Annotated in this window: 16 protein-coding genes; 9 read left to right on the top strand and 7 right to left on the bottom strand. The window is 72.0% G+C overall.

Annotated elements, in window-relative coordinates:
- The first annotated feature begins 5 nt into the window (after positions 1-5).
- Complete coding sequence (locus tag ISP_RS35370) at positions 6-1,454, top strand: SagB/ThcOx family dehydrogenase (protein WP_013228653.1); 1,449 nt, start codon at positions 6-8, stop codon at positions 1,452-1,454.
- Between the two features lie 60 nt (positions 1,455-1,514).
- Positions 1,515-2,699, top strand: coding sequence for a sensor histidine kinase (locus ISP_RS35365; RefSeq protein ID WP_230468501.1), 1,185 nt, complete (start codon positions 1,515-1,517; stop codon positions 2,697-2,699).
- Between the two features lie 230 nt (positions 2,700-2,929).
- Here the strand turns inward: ISP_RS35365 and ISP_RS35360 are convergent, their stop codons facing one another.
- Together ISP_RS35360 and ISP_RS35355 are read right to left on the bottom strand one after the other, a co-directional pair.
- Positions 2,930-3,535: a response regulator transcription factor gene (locus ISP_RS35360; RefSeq protein WP_013228651.1), complete on the bottom strand. Its 606-nt coding sequence runs from the start codon at positions 3,533-3,535 to the stop codon at positions 2,930-2,932.
- A 231-nt stretch (positions 3,536-3,766) separates the two neighbouring features.
- A complete protein-coding gene (locus ISP_RS35355; protein WP_013228650.1) occupies positions 3,767-4,519 on the bottom strand; it encodes a helix-turn-helix domain-containing protein in 753 nt (250 codons plus the stop codon).
- A 454-nt stretch (positions 4,520-4,973) separates the two neighbouring features.
- Here ISP_RS35355 and ISP_RS35350 point away from each other — a divergent pair, with 454 nt between their 5' ends.
- Both ISP_RS35350 and ISP_RS35345 read left to right on the top strand, forming a co-directional pair.
- Positions 4,974-5,150 (top strand): hypothetical protein, encoded by a 177-nt coding sequence (locus ISP_RS35350; RefSeq protein ID WP_165476101.1) that lies wholly within the window; start codon positions 4,974-4,976, stop codon positions 5,148-5,150.
- Positions 5,151-5,454: 304 nt separating this feature from the next.
- A complete protein-coding gene (locus tag ISP_RS35345) occupies positions 5,455-6,060 on the top strand; it encodes a response regulator transcription factor (RefSeq protein ID WP_013228649.1) in 606 nt (201 codons plus the stop codon).
- 27 nt (positions 6,061-6,087) lie between these two features.
- On the opposite strand, the gene ISP_RS35340 is transcribed toward ISP_RS35345, so the two are convergent.
- Entirely contained in the window at positions 6,088-8,442 is a 2,355-nt protein-coding gene (locus ISP_RS35340; RefSeq protein WP_013228648.1) for a sensor histidine kinase, read from the bottom strand.
- A gap of 181 nt (positions 8,443-8,623) precedes the next feature.
- Positions 8,624-9,124, bottom strand: a complete 501-nt coding sequence (locus tag ISP_RS35335) for a DUF899 family protein (protein ID WP_013228647.1) — start codon at positions 9,122-9,124, stop codon at positions 8,624-8,626.
- 139 nt (positions 9,125-9,263) lie between these two features.
- Here ISP_RS35335 and ISP_RS35330 point away from each other — a divergent pair, with 139 nt between their 5' ends.
- Positions 9,264-9,884: an L-threonylcarbamoyladenylate synthase gene (locus tag ISP_RS35330; protein ID WP_013228646.1), complete on the top strand. Its 621-nt coding sequence runs from the start codon at positions 9,264-9,266 to the stop codon at positions 9,882-9,884.
- A gap of 3 nt (positions 9,885-9,887) precedes the next feature.
- Here the strand turns inward: ISP_RS35330 and ISP_RS35325 are convergent, their stop codons facing one another.
- Complete coding sequence (locus ISP_RS35325) at positions 9,888-10,553, bottom strand: maleylpyruvate isomerase family mycothiol-dependent enzyme (RefSeq protein ID WP_013228645.1); 666 nt, start codon at positions 10,551-10,553, stop codon at positions 9,888-9,890.
- 153 nt (positions 10,554-10,706) lie between these two features.
- Between ISP_RS35325 and ISP_RS35320 the strand changes: the two genes are divergently transcribed.
- Together ISP_RS35320 and ISP_RS35315 are read left to right on the top strand one after the other, a co-directional pair.
- Entirely contained in the window at positions 10,707-11,090 is a 384-nt protein-coding gene (locus tag ISP_RS35320; protein ID WP_013228644.1) for a YciI family protein, read from the top strand.
- Positions 11,087-12,331 carry an RNA polymerase sigma factor gene (locus ISP_RS35315; protein ID WP_013228643.1) on the top strand — a complete coding sequence of 415 codons (1,245 nt, stop codon included), beginning with the start codon at positions 11,087-11,089 and terminating at the stop codon, positions 12,329-12,331. Before ISP_RS35320 ends, ISP_RS35315 begins: the two co-directional genes overlap by 4 nt.
- A gap of 10 nt (positions 12,332-12,341) precedes the next feature.
- Here the strand turns inward: ISP_RS35315 and ISP_RS35310 are convergent, their stop codons facing one another.
- Together ISP_RS35310 and ISP_RS35305 are read right to left on the bottom strand one after the other, a co-directional pair.
- Complete coding sequence (locus ISP_RS35310) at positions 12,342-13,040, bottom strand: winged helix-turn-helix transcriptional regulator (RefSeq protein WP_013228642.1); 699 nt, start codon at positions 13,038-13,040, stop codon at positions 12,342-12,344.
- A 37-nt stretch (positions 13,041-13,077) separates the two neighbouring features.
- Positions 13,078-13,893, bottom strand: a complete 816-nt coding sequence (locus ISP_RS35305; protein ID WP_013228641.1) for an AfsR/SARP family transcriptional regulator — start codon at positions 13,891-13,893, stop codon at positions 13,078-13,080.
- Between the two features lie 592 nt (positions 13,894-14,485).
- Here ISP_RS35305 and ISP_RS35300 point away from each other — a divergent pair.
- Entirely contained in the window at positions 14,486-15,307 is an 822-nt protein-coding gene (locus ISP_RS35300; protein ID WP_013228640.1) for a helix-turn-helix domain-containing protein, read from the top strand.
- A 31-nt stretch (positions 15,308-15,338) separates the two neighbouring features.
- A complete protein-coding gene (locus tag ISP_RS35295) occupies positions 15,339-16,334 on the top strand; it encodes a DUF1702 family protein (RefSeq protein ID WP_013228639.1) in 996 nt (331 codons plus the stop codon).
- Positions 16,335-16,366 lie beyond the last annotated feature (32 nt).

Genomic DNA, 16,366 nt, shown 5'->3' with positions numbered 1-16,366 from the left:
TGGCCTTGTCTGCTGACCGCCCGGAAGGGGCCCCGGAGACCGTCCGGCTCTGGTCCCTCACCGAAGACACCCTGCTGGAGGCGGGGGACGACGACACGATCGTCGCGGTCACCTGGTGGGGCGAGTACGAGCTGGCCGGCATCCCCGAGCCGGTCCGCGAGTCGCTGAGCCGGATGGTGCTCGGCCCGGTTTCGATGGGCAACCTCGCCTCGTCGGCGAGCGGCGCCGCCGAAGCGTGGGCGGGCGCGCTGCGGAAGGTCCTGACCCGGCTGTCCGGCTCGGTCGTGCATTCGCTGGCGCTCAACGACGGCCAGGGACCGGTGCTCTCGGCGATCCCGGTGACGCAGTCCCCGGTCTTCCCGGCCGGCCCGGTGCCACCCGGACGGCTGATCAAGCTTTCGCGGTTCTCGGCGATGCGGCCGGACGGCTCCGGGATGCTGCTGGAGTCCCCGCGCGCCCGGTACCGGGTCGCGCTGCTGCGCCCGCCCGCGGCGCTCGTGGCGACGTCGCTGGCCGGGCCGGTCACCGTCGCGCAGGTCGCCGAGACCACCGGGGTGGCCGAGCAGATCGTGGCCGACGTCGTGGCGTTCCTGGTCGGCGCGGGTGTCGCGCTGGTGGCCGACGACTGGGCGCAGTTCGCCGAGGACACCGACACCGATCTCGCCGTCTGGACGCCGCACGACATGCTGTTCCACGCGCGCAGCCGGACGTGGCAGAAGGCCGGCTCGACGGAGCCGCGCCGGGCGGGGGCCGAGCCACCGGTGGTCAAGCCGATCACCGCCGGCCCGACGTTCCCGCTGCACCGCCCGGACCCGGCGGTGCTCAAGGCGACCGATCCGACGCTGAGCACGCTGCTCGAACAGGACCACGGGTGCCCCGAGGTCACCGAGCGCGCGCTGTCGGCCGAGCAGATCGGGGAGTTCCTCTACCGCGCCGCGCGGGTGCGCTCGATCGGGCCGGCCTACCTGCCCGGCGGGCCCGGCCACGAGGCGTCCCAGCGGCCGTACTTCAGCATCGCCTGCCTGTACGAGCTCGAGATCTACGTCGGGATCAACCGCTGCGTCGGCCTGGGGCGCGGGATCTACCACTACGACCCGCTGTGGCACACGCTGACGCTCGTCAACGACGATTCGGTCGTCCTGGACGGCCTGCTCGACCTGGCCATGGTCGGTGCGGGCAGCCACCGCAGGCCGTCGGTGCTGCTGACGATGACCGCGCGGATGTCGCGGATCGCCTGGGTGCTCGGCAGCGCCGCGTACGCGACGACCCTGCTGCACGTCGGCGCCCTGCAGCAGGTCCTCTACCTGGCGGCCAAGGCGATGGGGCTCGCGGCGCACGCCGTCCCGGTCGACGCCGGGGACCGCGTGGACCACTCGCTGAAGCTCGAGTGGCCCGCCGAAGTGAGCGTCGGCGAGTGCGTCCTGGACTTCCCGGGCGGTGCGCCGTCACCCTGACAGCCGGGCCCGCCCTGTTACCTTGGTGTTCTTGGAGTGCGGGGTGACGCGGGAGGGGCCGTGAGTTATCCGGTGCGGATTCGCGGTGTGCAGACCGGCGGCCACGCTCCGCCCTCCGGGGAGGAGCGGCGAGACTTCCGCACGCTCGTGTTCGGGGCGCAGGCGGTGGCCGCCGCCGCGGTGGCGCTGCTGGCCGCCCTGCCCGTGCTGACCGGCGTGGCGTCCTGGCCGGTGCGGCTGGCCGCGCTGGTGCTCGCCGCCGTGCTCGCGGGCGGGCACCTGGCCTGGTTCGGCACGGGCCGGTTCCGGCGTCCGGTCCTCGCTTTGGCTGTGTCAGCCGCATTCGGGCTCGTGCCGTTGCTGCCGCTGGGCGCGCCGTGGAGCCCCGCCGCCGGGTTCTTCGCCGGCGGGGTGCTGCTCGTGACCCGGTCGGTCCGTGCGGTGCCGGCGGCGCTGCTCGCGTGCGTCGCGGCGGGGCTCGGTGCGGCGTTGACCACCGGTTCGGGGGATGCCGGGGTGGGGGGTGCGGTGTCGGCCGCGGTGGCGGCGCTGACGCTGTTCGGGCTGGGCACGGCCGCGCGGCTGGTCGCCGAGCGCGAGGACGAAGTGCGCGAGCTGAAGCGCCAAGTCATCGCCGAAGAGCGCAAGCGGTTCTCCCGCGACCTGCACGACCTGCTCGGGCTGAGCCTTTCGGCGATCACCCTCAAGGGTGAACTCGTCGACCGGTTGGTGCCCGGCCGGCCCGAGCAGGCGAAGGCGGAACTGGCGGAGCTGCTGGTGATGTCCCGCCGCGCGCTGGCCGACGTCCGCAGGATCGCCGCGGGCTACCGGGAGCTGTCGCTCGACGACGAGTGCCGGGCGGCCGCGGACGTGCTGAACGCCGCCGGCACCCGCGTGACGGTGGACCGCTCCTGCCTCGGCGACCTGCCGCCGCGGGTGGCCACCGCACTGGCCACCGTGCTGCGCGAAGGGGTGACGAACGTCGTGCGCCACAGCACGGCGAGCTGGTGCGCGTTCTCGGTGAGCACGGTGGACGGCACGGCCTGGCTGGAGATCCTCAACGACGGCGCGGGCGGCGTGGACGGCAGCGGCGCGGATTCCGGTGCGGGGCTGCGCAACCTGGCCGACCGCGTCGAGGACCTGAACGGCACGTTGACGACCGAAACCGGCCCGGACGGCACCCACCGGCTCCTGGTGGCGATCCCGCTGGGCTCACTGGAGGGCCGCCGGCGGCGGGCCGGCTGACGCGGGAAACGCTTTCCGGCCCGGGCGCGGACCGGCTCGGCCGGCCGGGATTCGGTTGCGGGGTGCGGTTCGGTCGCCGCGGGGCCGTGCGCGGCGGCGGGACCGGAGCCGCTCGGCTGCGGTGATGGCGTGGCGTCCGGTCGCCGCGGCGGCAAGGTCGTGCCGTTTGCGTGATGGAAACGCCGGCTCGCGTGCCTGGAGGGTCGGCCGGCTGCGGGGGTGCCGAGGGGTCAGAGCCACTCGGCTTCGGTGGCGATGCGGATGGCGTGGACGCGGTTGCGGGCGTTCAGCTTCGTCACCACGGCGGCCAGGTAGTTGCGGACCGTGCCGGCCGAGAGGAACAGCTCGGAGGCGATGTCCGAGACCGTGCGGCCGCGCGCGGCCAGCGAAAGGATTTCGATCTCGCGCGGGGTGAGCGGGCAGTCGTCGGTCTCCCAGGCGGCCAGTGCCAGCTCGCTGTCGATGACGCGGCGGCCGATCGCGACCGAGCGGACCGCGTTCGCCAGCTTGTCCGAGGGGGCGTCCTTCAACAGGAACCCGTTCACCTTCGCGTCCAGCGCCCGGCGCACCGTGCCCGGCCGGCCGAGGCTGGTCAGGATCAGGGTGTGGACGTCCGGGAGGCTCTCGTGGATTTCGATCGCCGCCGACAGCCCGTCCTTGCCCGGTAGATCGATGTCGATGATCGCGACGTCCGGATGGGCCGCTTTGGCGGCGGGCAGGATCTGGTCGCCGGTGGAAACCTCGGCGACCACTTCGATGTCGGATTCCAGGTTCAGCAGGGCGACCAGGGCGCCGCGGACCATGTGCATGTCCTCGGCCAGCAATACCTTGATCACGACGGTACCTCGCACCCCAGTCCGGCGGCTCCCAATGGCGATTGTACGCCATTGCCGGACCGTGCCGGTCTTCGCGGAAGCGGACCCGCGATCGCCGGTCCGCGAAATACGCCGAAATCCACTTGCTTTTACCGGTACGGCCCGGTAGCGGCAATCCGGCCGCCGATGTCGGCACCTTGGGCCGAATGGCTGCGGTCGAACCGCATCGGGATTCACCCGATGTGCGTGTGTTCAGCTGGCGATCGAACGCGTAAGGGCGGCCTGCCGCAAGCTCGGGAGTGCCAGCAGGACCGGCGGATCGAAGCCGTGCCGCGGACGCAGGCGGACGTCGGCCAGGCTCGCGGTGACGCCGCGGTGCACCGTCACCGGACCGGTGAGGCCGGTGAACGGCCGCAGGCCCTGCGTGCCGTCGTGCGGGCAGGTCCCGAAGGCGTGCGTCAGCACGTACCAGGAGCCCAGCGGGACGTCGGTCAGCGCATACGGCCCGGGACCGGGCAGGATCGCGTGCCGGGCCGGCGCGCCTTCGGTGATCCGGGCGGCGAAGAGCCCGACGAAGACCGGCCCCACCTCGGCGGGAACGGACACGCGCAGCTGCCCGCGCACGGTCGCCCCCGAGCCCGGCTGGGCCTGCCGGTCGGCGATCCGCGGGGCCATGCCGTGCAGCTGGCGGTAACCTGACGGCGAGACGCCCACGCTGCCGCTGAATCGCGCGCTGAACGTCCCGACACTGTTGTAGCCGACCTGGTGGCTGATGTCGGCCACCGAGATGGCGGTGGTCGCGAGCAGGTGCTTCGCCTCCGCCAGCCGCAGGGCCGACAGGAACCGGCCCGGCGACAGCCCGGTGACCCGCAGGAACACCCGCGTGAAGTGGAACTTGCTGAACATGGCCGCGCGGGCGAGGTCGTCGATCGTGAGGCGTTCGCCCAGGTTGTCTCGCATCGTCACGATGGCGCGTGCCACGGCTTGCCGGACGATCTCGTCCATGATGGGCCGTCCCTGTCGGTCGTGGAGTTGCCGCCCGATCGCCTTCCGGCGAAGGCACCCGGAGCGGGAATTGATTCCAGGAAACTGTAGATCCGCGGCGGTCTACTTCTTAAGTGCTCTGTGCACCGGCCGGGATGGATTTTGCCGGTGGCCGACATGCGTTTTGCACATGTGGGGTTTGGCCGCGGCGGCGTCGGGTACCTCGTTCGTGCGGACCGTGCGTTTCTCACGGTGCTCGCGCCTGCCCGCATCCGGTCGACCGCGAATAGTGACGAAAATGCGGCGTTCCGGCCTGTTTCCGGGGTTTGCTAGCCCATTCGGAGGCTATTGCGCCAACCGGGCGGACCATGTGTAAGCCACATCGCCCCGGTGATGCGGGCACTGGCTGCCGTCCCATTCATGGGCGACTATTTGAGACACGTGAAGCACTCATCTTCGCCACTGGGAGCAAAAAATGGCCGCACAGGTTTCCGCCAATGTTCGTGTGCTTTTCGCCGAACTGGGTGTCGAGTTCGACCAGTCCGCCGCCGATCTGGTGATCGAGCGGTTCGGCCAGTGGGGCGACAGCCTCACCGCGGCGGGGCCGGTTCGCGCCACCATCTGCCGTGCGGATGTCCTCGAAGCGGCCTGAGCAGGTTTTCGCAGGTCGTGCCCCGGCCAGCCGGTCACCGCGAGTGTTCGCGGTGGCCGGCTCGCCGCGTGTGGAGCATCGGAAAATTTGTAACTGACCCCGCGGTAAACCCGCGGCCGCCGGCGTAGGGGGATCGTCACGGCTCGTAGTCGCTTCGTCGCGAAGAGGGGATTTTTTACCGCGTACTCACCTATGCATGTGCATTTCGAGGGATTCACCGCGAGTGGCGCCCGAACGGTGCAACCGATTCGGCAAGCAAAATGTTTAACTGGGCTTCTGGGGAATCGTGAGTGCGGAGGCACCCGTGATCAAAGTACTGGTTGCCGAGGACATGCACATCGTACGGGGGGCGCTGGTCGCGTTGCTCCGGCTGGAACCCGACATCGACGTGGTTGCGGAGGTCGCGTCGGGGCCCGAAATCCTGCCCATGGCGCGCGCGAGGCAGGCCCAGGTCGCGGTCATCGACATCGACCTGCCGGGCATGGACGGTCTCACCGCGGCCGGTGAGCTGCACGAGCAGCTCCCGGAGTGCCGGACGCTGATCCTGACCAGCCTGGGCCGGCCGGGCACGCTGCGGCGCGCGCTGGACGCCAAGGTGGGCGGGTTCCTGCTGAAGGACGCGCCACCCGACAAGCTGGCCAGCGCGGTCCGCGGGGTCCTCGCCGGCCGCCGCATGGTCGACGGCGACCTGGCGCTCGCCGCCTGGGACACCGTCGACTGCCCGCTCACCGCCCGCGAGCTGGACGTATTGCGGATGGTCGCGCAGGGCTACGGGACGGTGGAGGTCGCCGCGCGGCTGTACCTGTCCGCCGGCACGGTCCGGAACTACCTCACGACCGTCGTCGCGAAGCTCAACGCCCGCAACCGGGTCGACGCCATCCGCATCGCCGAGGAGTCCGGCTGGCTGTGAGGCGGGAAGGCCCGGACCCCCGGCCGGTCAGACCGGGACCGCCGCGCGGAGCCGGAAGCGGCCGTCCGGCTCGACGCCCGCGGTGAGCTCGCCGCCCAGGTCGGCGAGCCGGTGCGAGAGGTTGCCGATCCCGCTGCCGGGCGAGGTGTCGCGCGGCCCGGGTGGTTCCGGGACGTCGGCGTCCGCCGGGCGGCCGGAGCGCGGCCGGTCGCCGTTCCGCTCGACGCCGTCGTTGACGATTTCGAGGACGACCCCGCCGTCCGTGCGGCGCATCGCGATCTCGCAGGTTTCCACCCGGCTGTGTCGCAGCACGTTCGTGACGCCTTCGCGCAGGACGACGGCCAGCACCGTGCGCACCGACGTGGGGAGGTCGTCCGCCAGCATCTCCATGCGCACCCGGACGTCCGCGGCGGCCAGCACGGACTTCGCCGTGCGGGACTCGCTGTCCAGCGACAGCTCCCGGTAGCCGCTGGCCACCGACCGGACGTCGGACAGGGCTTGCCGGGTCAGGCCGAGCACCTCGGTCAGCTCCTCGGCCGCGCGGTCGCGGTCCAGCGGCAGCACCCGCGCGGTCAGCTCGCTCTTCAGCGCGATCGCCGAGAGGCTCATGCCGAGCAGGTCGTGCAGGTCGCGGGCGAACCGGAGGCGTTCCTCGGCGAGCGCCATCTCGGCCAGCCGCCGCCGGGTGTTGTCCAGCTCGGTCACCAGCCGGACCAGCCACAACAGCCCGAACACCGCCAGGCCCGTCATCACCGTCGCGGCGGTGTAGAACAGCGCGGTGGTGGTGTCCGCTCCCGAAGCGTGCTGGATCGCCGCGTACGCGGCGATGTTGAGGGCGAAGAACGCCCAGCCCGCCACCGGCGGCAGGACCAGCAGCGCGCTGCCGATGAGCAGCCCGGGCACGCTGACCCAGTGCGGGCCCAGCGGCAGCAGGGGCAGGTAGATCAGGCAGACCTGGACGAACAGCATGCCGTAGCTCTGCGCCGAGCGCAGGGGGGTCGACGGCCGGTTGAAGTACGAGAACTGCAGGGCGAGCAGGGCCGCGATCGAGCCGACGACCAGGGCCACCTCCCACGCCCGGGTGGTCACCTGGAGCAGGTGCACCGTCGCGCCGGACCCCATGAGTCCCATCACGACCGGCAGCAGCCCGCGGATCCGCTTCGACTCCGTGTCCGACCGCTGCTCGGCGTCGGAGGAAGCGGCCGTGTCCAGCCGCTCGGGGACGGGAAGCTCGACGCGCAGCCGGAAGCGGCCGTCCGCGCCGGATTTCGCCGTCGCCGTGCCGCCGAGCGCGGAGATCTCGCCGGACAGGGTGGTCAGCCCGCTGTCCGGGTCGCCCGGCGGCACGCCGTCGCTGACGATCTCCAGGGTGACGCGGCCGTCCCGGTGCCGGACGTCGATCTCGCAGTGCTCGACGTCGTCGAGGCGCAGGACGTCGGTGACCCCTTCGCGCAGTGCCTTGGCCAGCAGCGTGCGCGCCTGGACCGGCAGGTCACCCTGGTCGAGGTGGACCCGCACGGCGATCTCGGACGCCGACAGCAGCGTTTCGGCCGTCCGGGACTCCTTCTCCAGCGAAAGCTCGCGGTAGCCGTGCGAAACCGCGCGGACGTCCGACAGCGTGCGCTGGGCGGTCGCGGTGATGTCGGCGAGTTCGGCCTTGGCCTGCTCGACCGACTTCCGCATCAGCCGGTGCACCAGCTCGCCCTTGAGCGCGATCGCGGACAGGCTCAGCCCGAGCAGGTCGTTCAGGTCGCGGGCGAAGGCGAGCCGCTGCTCGGCGACCGCGCGCTGCGCCAGCTCCGTGCGGGCCTCGTGCAGCCGGTGCACCATCCGCGCGAGCCGCGCGAGCAGGTAGAAGAGCAGGCTGTAGAACAGCGCGCCGAAGGCGCCGTAGATCGTGATCAGCGGAGAAGCGCCGAACACGTGGTAGATCCAGCCGATGCTGACGACGACCCCGGCCAGCGCGGTCCAGGCGTACCGGGACGGCAGGACCAGCAGCACCGCGCCGCCGACGAAGTCGGGCATGTCGGCCCAGTTCAGGCCGAAGGTGAGGATCGGGACGTAGGCGAGCACGACCATCACGGCGAGCAGCACCCGGCTGGTGACCGAGTCGAGCCGGACGGTCGGACGGCTGAACCACAGCAGCTGGATCGTGAGGAGCGCGGCGATGCCGAACAACGCGTAAGCTGCGCCCAGGACACCGACCGACGTCGGCAGCAGGCTGACCAACCCGATCACGCTGAAGCCCGCGACGACGACGACGATGATGGCCGAGGCCAGGTACGTGGCCAGCCGCGGCCGCCGGTCCGCCGCGGTGGTGCCGCGGGGCTCGGCGGTCGCTGAGCGCGCTGGTGACGGCTCGAGTGCGGCTGCCGGAGTCATCGATGCGGGCCCTCCGGAATCTGCGCGGCGACCGGGCCGCCCGGGAGGCCGGGTCCGGGCGATGTGTGCATGGTGACAAATCGATCCTAGCTCACGGGAGTGCCTCGACAGCGGAGCGAAAAGCACGCGCGGAACCGCCCCGGTGGCGTAACCGCACATCGGGGCGGGGCGAAAGGTGAGGTCAGCGGGGGTCCGGTGCCGGCGGGAAGCCGCCCGGCGGACCGAGCAGGCCCAGGAACTCCAGGCGCGGCACGGCGACCGATCCGGTGTGCAGCACGGTGTCGTCGGCGAGCCGGAAGAAGCTCAGCCCGCACTCGTCGTCCCAGAAGTCGCCCGGCACGTGCCGGGTCGCGGGGAAGTCTTCGGTGAACGTGGTGCCGACGGCCGAGTACGCGGCCAGGTCCCAGCCGAGGTGCCGCCGGTACTGCTCGAGCTTCGCGTAGGGGGCGCGGGAGACGAGGACCAGCCGCAGGCCGGGGTCGTTCAGCGCGGCGGCGAGATCGGCGGTCGGCACGACGTCCGCGGGCCCGCTGTGGTCGGCCATCGGGTGGTGCACGGCCAGCCGCGGGTGGCCGGCGAACAACTCGGTCAACGAGACGCGTCCCTGCGGACCCTCGAACAGGTACTCGGCCCCGGCGACGACACGGGGGCGGTCCAACTCCGGCACGGTCAGCTCCGTCATTTCGCCCTCCTGGCAGTGGTCTCCGACGGATTGTGGGCCGGTTCCGGTGGAAGCACCCAGCGTTCGACCGGGAATCCGCAAGCTGGGAGACGCCCGGCCCGCCGTGCCGGGCCGGGCGCGGCGACTCTAGGCTCGGACCATGGCACGCTATTTCGACCTGCACCCGGAGAACCCGCAGCGCCGGGCCCTCGGCCAGGTCGTCGAGATCCTCCGCGCCGACGGGCTGATCGCCTACCCGACCGATTCGTGCTTCGCGCTCGGGTGCCGTCCGGGCAACCGGGACGGGCTGGACCGGATCCGCGCCATCCGCAAGCTCGACCACCGGCACCACTTCACGCTGGTGTGCCAGGACTTCGCCCAGCTGGGGCAGTTCGTCCACATCGACAACGCGGTGTTCCGCGCGATCAAGGCGGCGACCCCGGGCAGCTACACCTTCATCCTGCCGGCGACCAAGGAAGTGCCGCGGCGGTTGATGCACGAGAAGAAGAAGACGGTCGGCGTGCGCATTCCGGACCACCGCGTCACCCAGGCGCTGCTGGCCGAGCTGGGCGAGCCGCTGCTGTCGAGCACGCTGCTGCTGCCCGGGTCGGGCGAGCCGATGACCCAGGGCTGGGAGATCAAGGAAGAACTGGACCACCAGCTGGAAGCGGTGCTCGACTCCGGCGACTGCGGGGTCGAGCCGACGACCGTCGTCGACTTCTCTTCCGGCGAGGCCGAGATCCTGCGCGTCGGCGCGGGCGACCCTGCGCCGTTCGAGTGACGCTCAGCGCTCCAGCAGCTCCAGCCACCGGGCGGTGCGCCGGCCGGCGAAGTCCAGCGCGAGGTCTTCGGCGAAGCGGCGGCCGGTCACCAGGAGGCAGAAGTCCTCGGCCGGGCCGGTGACGCGATCGGTGGCGTCCTCCGGCCCGAAGTCCCACCGCGTCCCCGAGGGGGCGACCAGTTCGAACCGGAACGGCGCGGCCGGCGGCTTCTCCTGCTGCCGCAGGTAGGCGCGGTCCCGCGTGCGGACGCCGTAGTAGGCGACGTGCCCGATCGAGTCGTCGCGCCGCGGGCGGACGCCGAACGTGTCGGCGATGTCCTGTCCGGCGGCGAAGATCTCGGTCAGCACCGCCGCGGCGAGCACGGACGGGCGAAGCGGGCCGTCGCTCCACGGCAGCTGCGGCTCCGGCGGCGCCGTGGCGAGCAGGGCGTTGGCCTTCCGCTGCTCGATCAGCCAGAACAGGATCGCCTCGTCGAGCGAGTCGTAGGAGATCTGCGGGATCACGCCGAACACGTCCGGGTTCTCGACGCTGAGCCGGGCCAGCCGCGCGGTCGACGTCAGCCGGGCGAAGTGCCCGGTGAGGTCGGGGCCGGAGCCGTAGCCGTGCCGCTCGGCCAGCTCGGCCAGCGCCTCGGTCTCGGCCTGCAAGTCCGTGAACACGTCGGCCATCGGTACCAACCTCCTGGTCCGGGTAACCCGGGACTGCCCGCGTCCAGGCTGGCAGGCGCGCCCGTGCCCGCTCCACTCCACGGTTGCGGCCGGCGCTATGTTCGTGATGTTCGTGCCGCGCGCCCGGCGAGGGCGGCCGAAGGGAGACCGGACGTGAAGTACCTGCTGGCGATGTACCTGAACCCCGACGTGATGGCGAAGCTGTCCGAGCAGGACATGGACGCGATCATGACCGGGCACCAGGAGTTCATCCGGACGATCCGGGAGTCCGGCGAGATGATCAGCACGCAGGCGCTGGGCGCGGTCGCCGACAGCAGCGTCGTGCGGGTGCGCGGCGGCCTGCCGGCGGTCACCGACGGGCCGTTCCTGGAGTCGAAGGAGTTCCTCGCCGGCTACTACCTCGTCGAGTGCGCGAGCAAGGAGCGCGCGGTCGAGCTCGCCGCGATGATCCCGGACGCCGCCGTCGAAGGTCTCGGCATCGAGGTGCGCGAGGTCGTCTTCTTCGCCGACGCCGAAACCGAAGTCCCCATGGCGTGACCGGCGTCGCCGAGGTCCTGCGCCCGCTCGTGCCGCAGGTGCTGGGCGCGCTGGTGCGCCGGTACGGCCAGTTCGACGCGTGCGAAGACGCGGTCGCCGACGCCCTGCTCGCCGCGAGCGAGCAGTGGCCGGCCGAGGGCGTCCCGGACAACCCGCGCGGCTGGCTGATCACCGTCGCCACCCGGCGGCTCACCGACCACTGGCGCAGCGAAAGCGCGCGACGGCGGCGGGAGGAGTCGGTCACCCTGCGGGAGCCGCCGCCGGTCGCGCCCGGGCCCGGCGAGGACCAGGCCCCGGACTCCGACGACACGCTGTCGCTGCTGTTCCTGTGCTGCCACCCCGCCGTCTCGCCGCCTTCGCAGGTCGCGCTGACGCTGCGCGCGGTCGGCGGCCTGACCACGGCGGAGATCGCGCGCGCCTTCCTGGTGCCCGAGGCGACCATGACGCGGCGCATCACCCGCGCGAAGGAGAGCATCGCCGCCGCCGGCTCGACCTTCAGCGAGCCCTCGGCGGCGGACTTCCCGGAGCGGCTGCGCGTGGTGCTGCAGGTGCTCTACCTGATCTTCAACGAGGGGTACACCGCCACTTCCGGCCAGGACCTCCAGCGCTTGGAGCTGACCGCGGAGGCCATCCGGCTGGCGCGCGCCGTGCACGCGCTCCTGCCCGGGGACGGCGAGGTCACCGGGTTGCTCGCCCTGATGCTGCTGACCGAGGCGCGCCGTGACGCGCGGATCGGCGACCGCGGCGAACTCGTCCCCCTGCCGGAGCAGGACCGCGGCCGCTGGGACGCCGCCCTGATCGACGAGGGCGAGGGGCTGATCGACGCGGTGGTCGGCCGCACCGCGCTCGGGCCGTACCAGGTGCAGGCCGCGATCGCCGCGCTGCACGACCGGGCGCCGAGCGCCGAGGCCACCGACTGGCCGCAGATCGTCGAGCTGTACGAGCTGCTCCGGACGTTCATGCCGGGGCCGGTGGTCACGCTGAACCAGGCGGTCGCCGTCGCCCAGGTCGCCGGCCCCGACCAGGCGCTGGCCCTGCTGGACACGGTCGACGCCGACCTCGACGTCGGCCGGCGGGCGGACGCGGTCCGGGCCCACCTGCTGGAGCTGCGCGGTGACCGGGCCGCGGCCCGGGACCACTACCTCCGCGCGGCGGAGCGGACGCCGAGCCTGCCCGAACGCCGCTACCTCGTGGAACGGGCCGGGCGGCTCGTCCCCGAGGAGGACGGCGCCCGGCCCTGAGCCGGCGCGATCACCGCACCACGATGCCCTCCGGCGGCTCCGGCGCCGCGGGAACGTGGAACAGCTGCGCGAACAGCTGGAGGTCGGCGACCTCGCCCTCGATCGCCAGCCGGCCGCCGCGCACGGCCTCGTCCGCCGCGACCGTGCCGCTCATCAGGTCCAGCAGCGCGGCGGCGTGGTCGGCCTTGATGATCAGGTCCGCACCCGGCAGGCGGCCTTCGCCGACCTTGGCCACGCCGTCCTCGATCAGCGCGTGGACGATCATCTGGTCGCCGTAGCGGATCTCGTAGGTCACCTGGACGCCTTCGGCCACGTCGGGCCGGAAGGTGGTGTACAGCGAGAGGATCGCCGAGTCCAGGGTCAGGATGTCGCCGGGCTTCGGCTGGTGCAGGGACCGCGCGCCCCACAGGCCGAGGTCGAGCAGGACCTGGTCGAGTTCGCTGCCGTACTGGGTCAGCTCGTAGACGACACCGGCGTTCAGTTCCCCGCGCACGCGGCGGCGGATCACGCCGGCCGCCTCGAGCTCGTTGAGCCGCGCGGAAAGGATGCTCGACGGGATCTTCGGCAGGCCGGCCTGCAGTTCGTCGTAGCGCTTCGGCCCGAGCACGAGGTCACGCACGACGAGCAGCGACCAGCGCTCCCCGACGATCTCGAGCGCGCGGGCGAGCCCGCAGAACTGGCCGTAGGCGCGGGTGTGGGTCGTGGGCATGAGCGGTCCTCTTCCTTCGTGCGGTGGAACTGTCGGATCAGCGGTGGTCGCCTTCGGAAATCAGGTCGCGGTGCAGGAGCTGCAGCTCGTCGCAGGGTTCGACGCCGAGCTCACCGGCGAGCCGGGAGCGCAGGCCGCGGTACACCGTCATCGCGTCGGAGCGCCGTCCGCTGCGGCCGAGCGCGCGCATCAGCTGGCCGTGCAGGGCTTCGTCGAGCGGGCTGTGCGTCGCGAGGCCGCGCAGTTCGCCGATCAGTTCGCGGTGGTGGCCACCGGCGATCTCGGCTTCGATGCGCAGGTGCAGGACGTTCCGCTGCTGCTCGACCAGCTCGGTGCGGTAGGCCGAAAGGACCGGGCCGCACTGCAGGTTGGCCAGCGGCGCGCCGGACCACAGGTCGAGGGCGCTGCGGTAGCTGTCGGCCGCGCCGGCGTGGTCGCCGGCCGCGCGCCGGCTGTTGCCGAGGTGCTGGAACAGCCCGAAGTCGTGCACGTCCACCTGGGTGGGCTCGATGTGCAGGGCGTACCCGGACTGGCGCGTGGTCAGCATCTTGTCCGCGTCTTCGGCGAGCTGGTGATCGGCGATGCACCGCCGGAGGTGGTAGACGTAGGTGTGCAACGTCGTGCGGACGGTGCGCGGCGGGTTGTCCGACCACAGCTCCTGGATCAGCGTGTCGATGTGCACCATCCGGCCGGGCCGGGTCACCAGCACCGCGAGCAGCTGCAGGACCTTCGGCGTCTTGGGCGCGTGATCGACGCCGTCGCGCAGGACCTCCAGCGGGCCGAGGACAGTGAACCGCACGTCGTCTTCGCCGCTGCCGCGCGATCCTTCCCCTCGCCGTTCGTCGGAGTACATGGCAGGCCTCCTGCATCTCAAGGTTCCCTCGCGTCCCCAGTTCACGCGATCCCCAATTCACGCCTCGCGGGTCGGTGGAAGGCCGAACTCCGGGCTCCTATCCGAATGTGACAGACGAGGCCGGGCACAGCCAGTGACCTGCCCACCGGAGTCGCGGGAGCTTTTCCCCGTGGAGCCGGGTGTTCCGCACGTCCTCCGGGTGCGAAACGCACCCCGGCGCCCACGGCCGGCCAGGACGTCGCCGCCGGGACGGTTCCCCGCAACGGCCCAGAACCGAACACGGAGGGACCAATGGACCCCTTCGTGTGATGCGGTGCGCACGGACGGCGGCGTGCGTTCCGCACCCCGGGCCCGGGTGTTCCGCCGGGATCGGACGGGCCCGGCGTCCGTGGCCGGGGAATTTCCGGCGAGATCCCTCAAGGGCTCGTCGATCGTCCCGCAATCCGGTTCATCTTCGCTGCAGCGAGGAGAACCAGACGACGGGGAATTCGAGATTGGACTGATGATGTTGCGTTCGATTGCGGCTGTCGGCCACGACAGCGGGTCCGATGAGCCTGGGCGGCGGCCACCGGCCTGGGACCGTACCGAACCGGTGATCCGCCCGGCCGTGCTCACGGCGATCAAGCTCATCCAGGACCGGTACTTCGAGCCCCTCACGCTCGACGAGCTGGCGTCCGAGGTGTTCATCAGCAGGTTCCACTTCTCCCGGATGTTCGCCGAAACCACCGGGGTCACCCCGGGCCGGTTCCTGACCGCGGTCCGGCTCTTCGAAGCGAAGCGGTTGCTCCTGACGACCTCGCTCAACGTGTCCGACATCGTCTGCAGCGTCGGCTACAGCAGCGTCGGCACCTTCACCAGCCGGTTCTCCCGCGCGGTCGGGATGACGCCGACGCAATACCGCGAGCCGCAGGTGGCCGAGCTGCTCGTGGCGATTTCCCCGCACTACCAACGGGTTCCGCCGCTGAGCGCGCTGCGGGGCGCCGGCCGCAACTGCGCTTCCCTGCGCGCCGGTACCGGAACGCTGGCGCTGCAGCTGGACCTGCCGGCCGGCCTGCCCGCCGCCGACGTGCTCGTCGGCCTCTTCGCCGATCCGGTGCCGCAGTGCGGTCCGGTCGCGTTCAGCGGTGCGGGCGCCATGTACTCCGGCGAGCTCCGCCTGACCGGGGTCCCGGCCGGCTCCTGGACCGCGATCGCCGTGGCCCGGCACCGGGTGGTCGGCGCCGCCGGTTCGTGGTTCTCCATCGGGTACTCGACCGCCCAGGTCGCCGCCCACGGACTGTCCACCGGCCGGGTCGAGCTGCGTCCGCCGGCGCCGACCGACGCACCGATCGCGATCACCCTGGCCTCGCGCCAGTCCCCGTTCAGCCAGCGGATGCTGGCGATGCAGCGCCCTGCCCTGCGCGCCGTGGCCTGACCGAACCCCATCCGAGCAAAGGATTCTCCTCATGTCCTCTTTCATCGGCGTCCTGCGGAAGCAGGTGCTCGCGCCGTCGTTCGCGTCGGTCGGGTTCGCCGGCCGGAACTTCCCGGTGACCCACACCGACGCGACGGCCCGGCTGGAGGCGGTGCCGCAGGCGGTGGTGTGCGGGTTCGAATGGGCCATCGAAGGCGCATCCCTGTGGGAAATCGAGCGGCGGCTCGCGCTCATCGAGCCCGAGCAACGCGGCTTCGCCTACGAAGGCGCCACGATGGGCTACACGATCCTCGACGCCATGCCCGGCGGCGGCCGCGACCGCACCCGCGCACTGCTGGAAGGGCCGGGGCGCCCGCACATCTTCCTGACCTACATCGGGATCGGCTTCGCGATGGCGCGGCTGCCGCGTCCACTGTGGAAGAACATCCTGCCCGAACTGACCGGGGTGCCCTACCACCCGGTGATGAGCTGGCTGGCCGTCGACGGCTACGGCTTCGACCGCGCCTACTTCGACACCCGGCGCTGGGTGGACGAGCAGGCCGAGCCGGAGCCCTACCCGTGGGCGGGGCGGCCGGAGTACTTCGCGCGGGCGTTCGACCAGGGCGTCGGGCGGGCGCTGTGGTTCATCAACGGCGGCGTGCCGTCGGCGGTGGCCGAGGCCGTCGGCCGGTTCGCCGAGCCGCGGCGGGCGGACCTCTGGAGCGGCGTGGGGCTGGCGTCGACCTTCGCCGGCGGCACCGACCAAGCCGGGTACGGGCAGCTGCGCCGGGCGGCGGGCGAGTACTTCGCCGAGCTGGCGCTCGGGGTCGTGTTCGCCGTCAAGGCCCGGACCTATTCGGGTCACGTGCCGGCGCACACGCACCTGGCCGCCGGCGTGCTCGTCAACCTGTCGGTGCAGGGCGCGCAGACCATCGCGGACCGCACCGAGGCCGCCGACGGCGACGACGGTCCCGAGCCGCCCTACGAGCTGTGGCGCGAACGGATCCGGCGGGATTTCCGCGACGCGCTGGGCCGGCTGGCCGGCTGATCATCCCGGCGCACGCCCGGAGTAGAGCGCTG

The organism is Amycolatopsis mediterranei (genome assembly GCF_026017845.1).
GTDB classification, from domain to species: Bacteria; Actinomycetota; Actinomycetes; order Mycobacteriales; family Pseudonocardiaceae; genus Amycolatopsis; species Amycolatopsis mediterranei.
This window is presented reverse-complemented; position numbering and strand designations above follow the sequence as displayed.

Coding starts and splice junctions, on each gene's coding strand:
- ISP_RS35295 (WP_013228639.1), top strand. CDS start 15,339: ATGTCCTCTTTCATCGGCGTCCTGCGGAAGCAGGTGCTCGCGCCGTCG.
- ISP_RS35330 (WP_013228646.1), top strand. CDS start 9,264: ATGGCACGCTATTTCGACCTGCACCCGGAGAACCCGCAGCGCCGGGCC.
- ISP_RS35305 (WP_013228641.1), bottom strand. CDS start 13,893: ATGTACTCCGACGAACGGCGAGGGGAAGGATCGCGCGGCAGCGGCGAA.
- ISP_RS35355 (WP_013228650.1), bottom strand. CDS start 4,519: ATGGACGAGATCGTCCGGCAAGCCGTGGCACGCGCCATCGTGACGATG.
- ISP_RS35350 (WP_165476101.1), top strand. CDS start 4,974: ATGGCCGCACAGGTTTCCGCCAATGTTCGTGTGCTTTTCGCCGAACTG.
- ISP_RS35325 (WP_013228645.1), bottom strand. CDS start 10,553: ATGGCCGACGTGTTCACGGACTTGCAGGCCGAGACCGAGGCGCTGGCC.
- ISP_RS35340 (WP_013228648.1), bottom strand. CDS start 8,442: ATGACTCCGGCAGCCGCACTCGAGCCGTCACCAGCGCGCTCAGCGACC.
- ISP_RS35310 (WP_013228642.1), bottom strand. CDS start 13,040: ATGCCCACGACCCACACCCGCGCCTACGGCCAGTTCTGCGGGCTCGCC.
- ISP_RS35335 (WP_013228647.1), bottom strand. CDS start 9,124: ATGACGGAGCTGACCGTGCCGGAGTTGGACCGCCCCCGTGTCGTCGCC.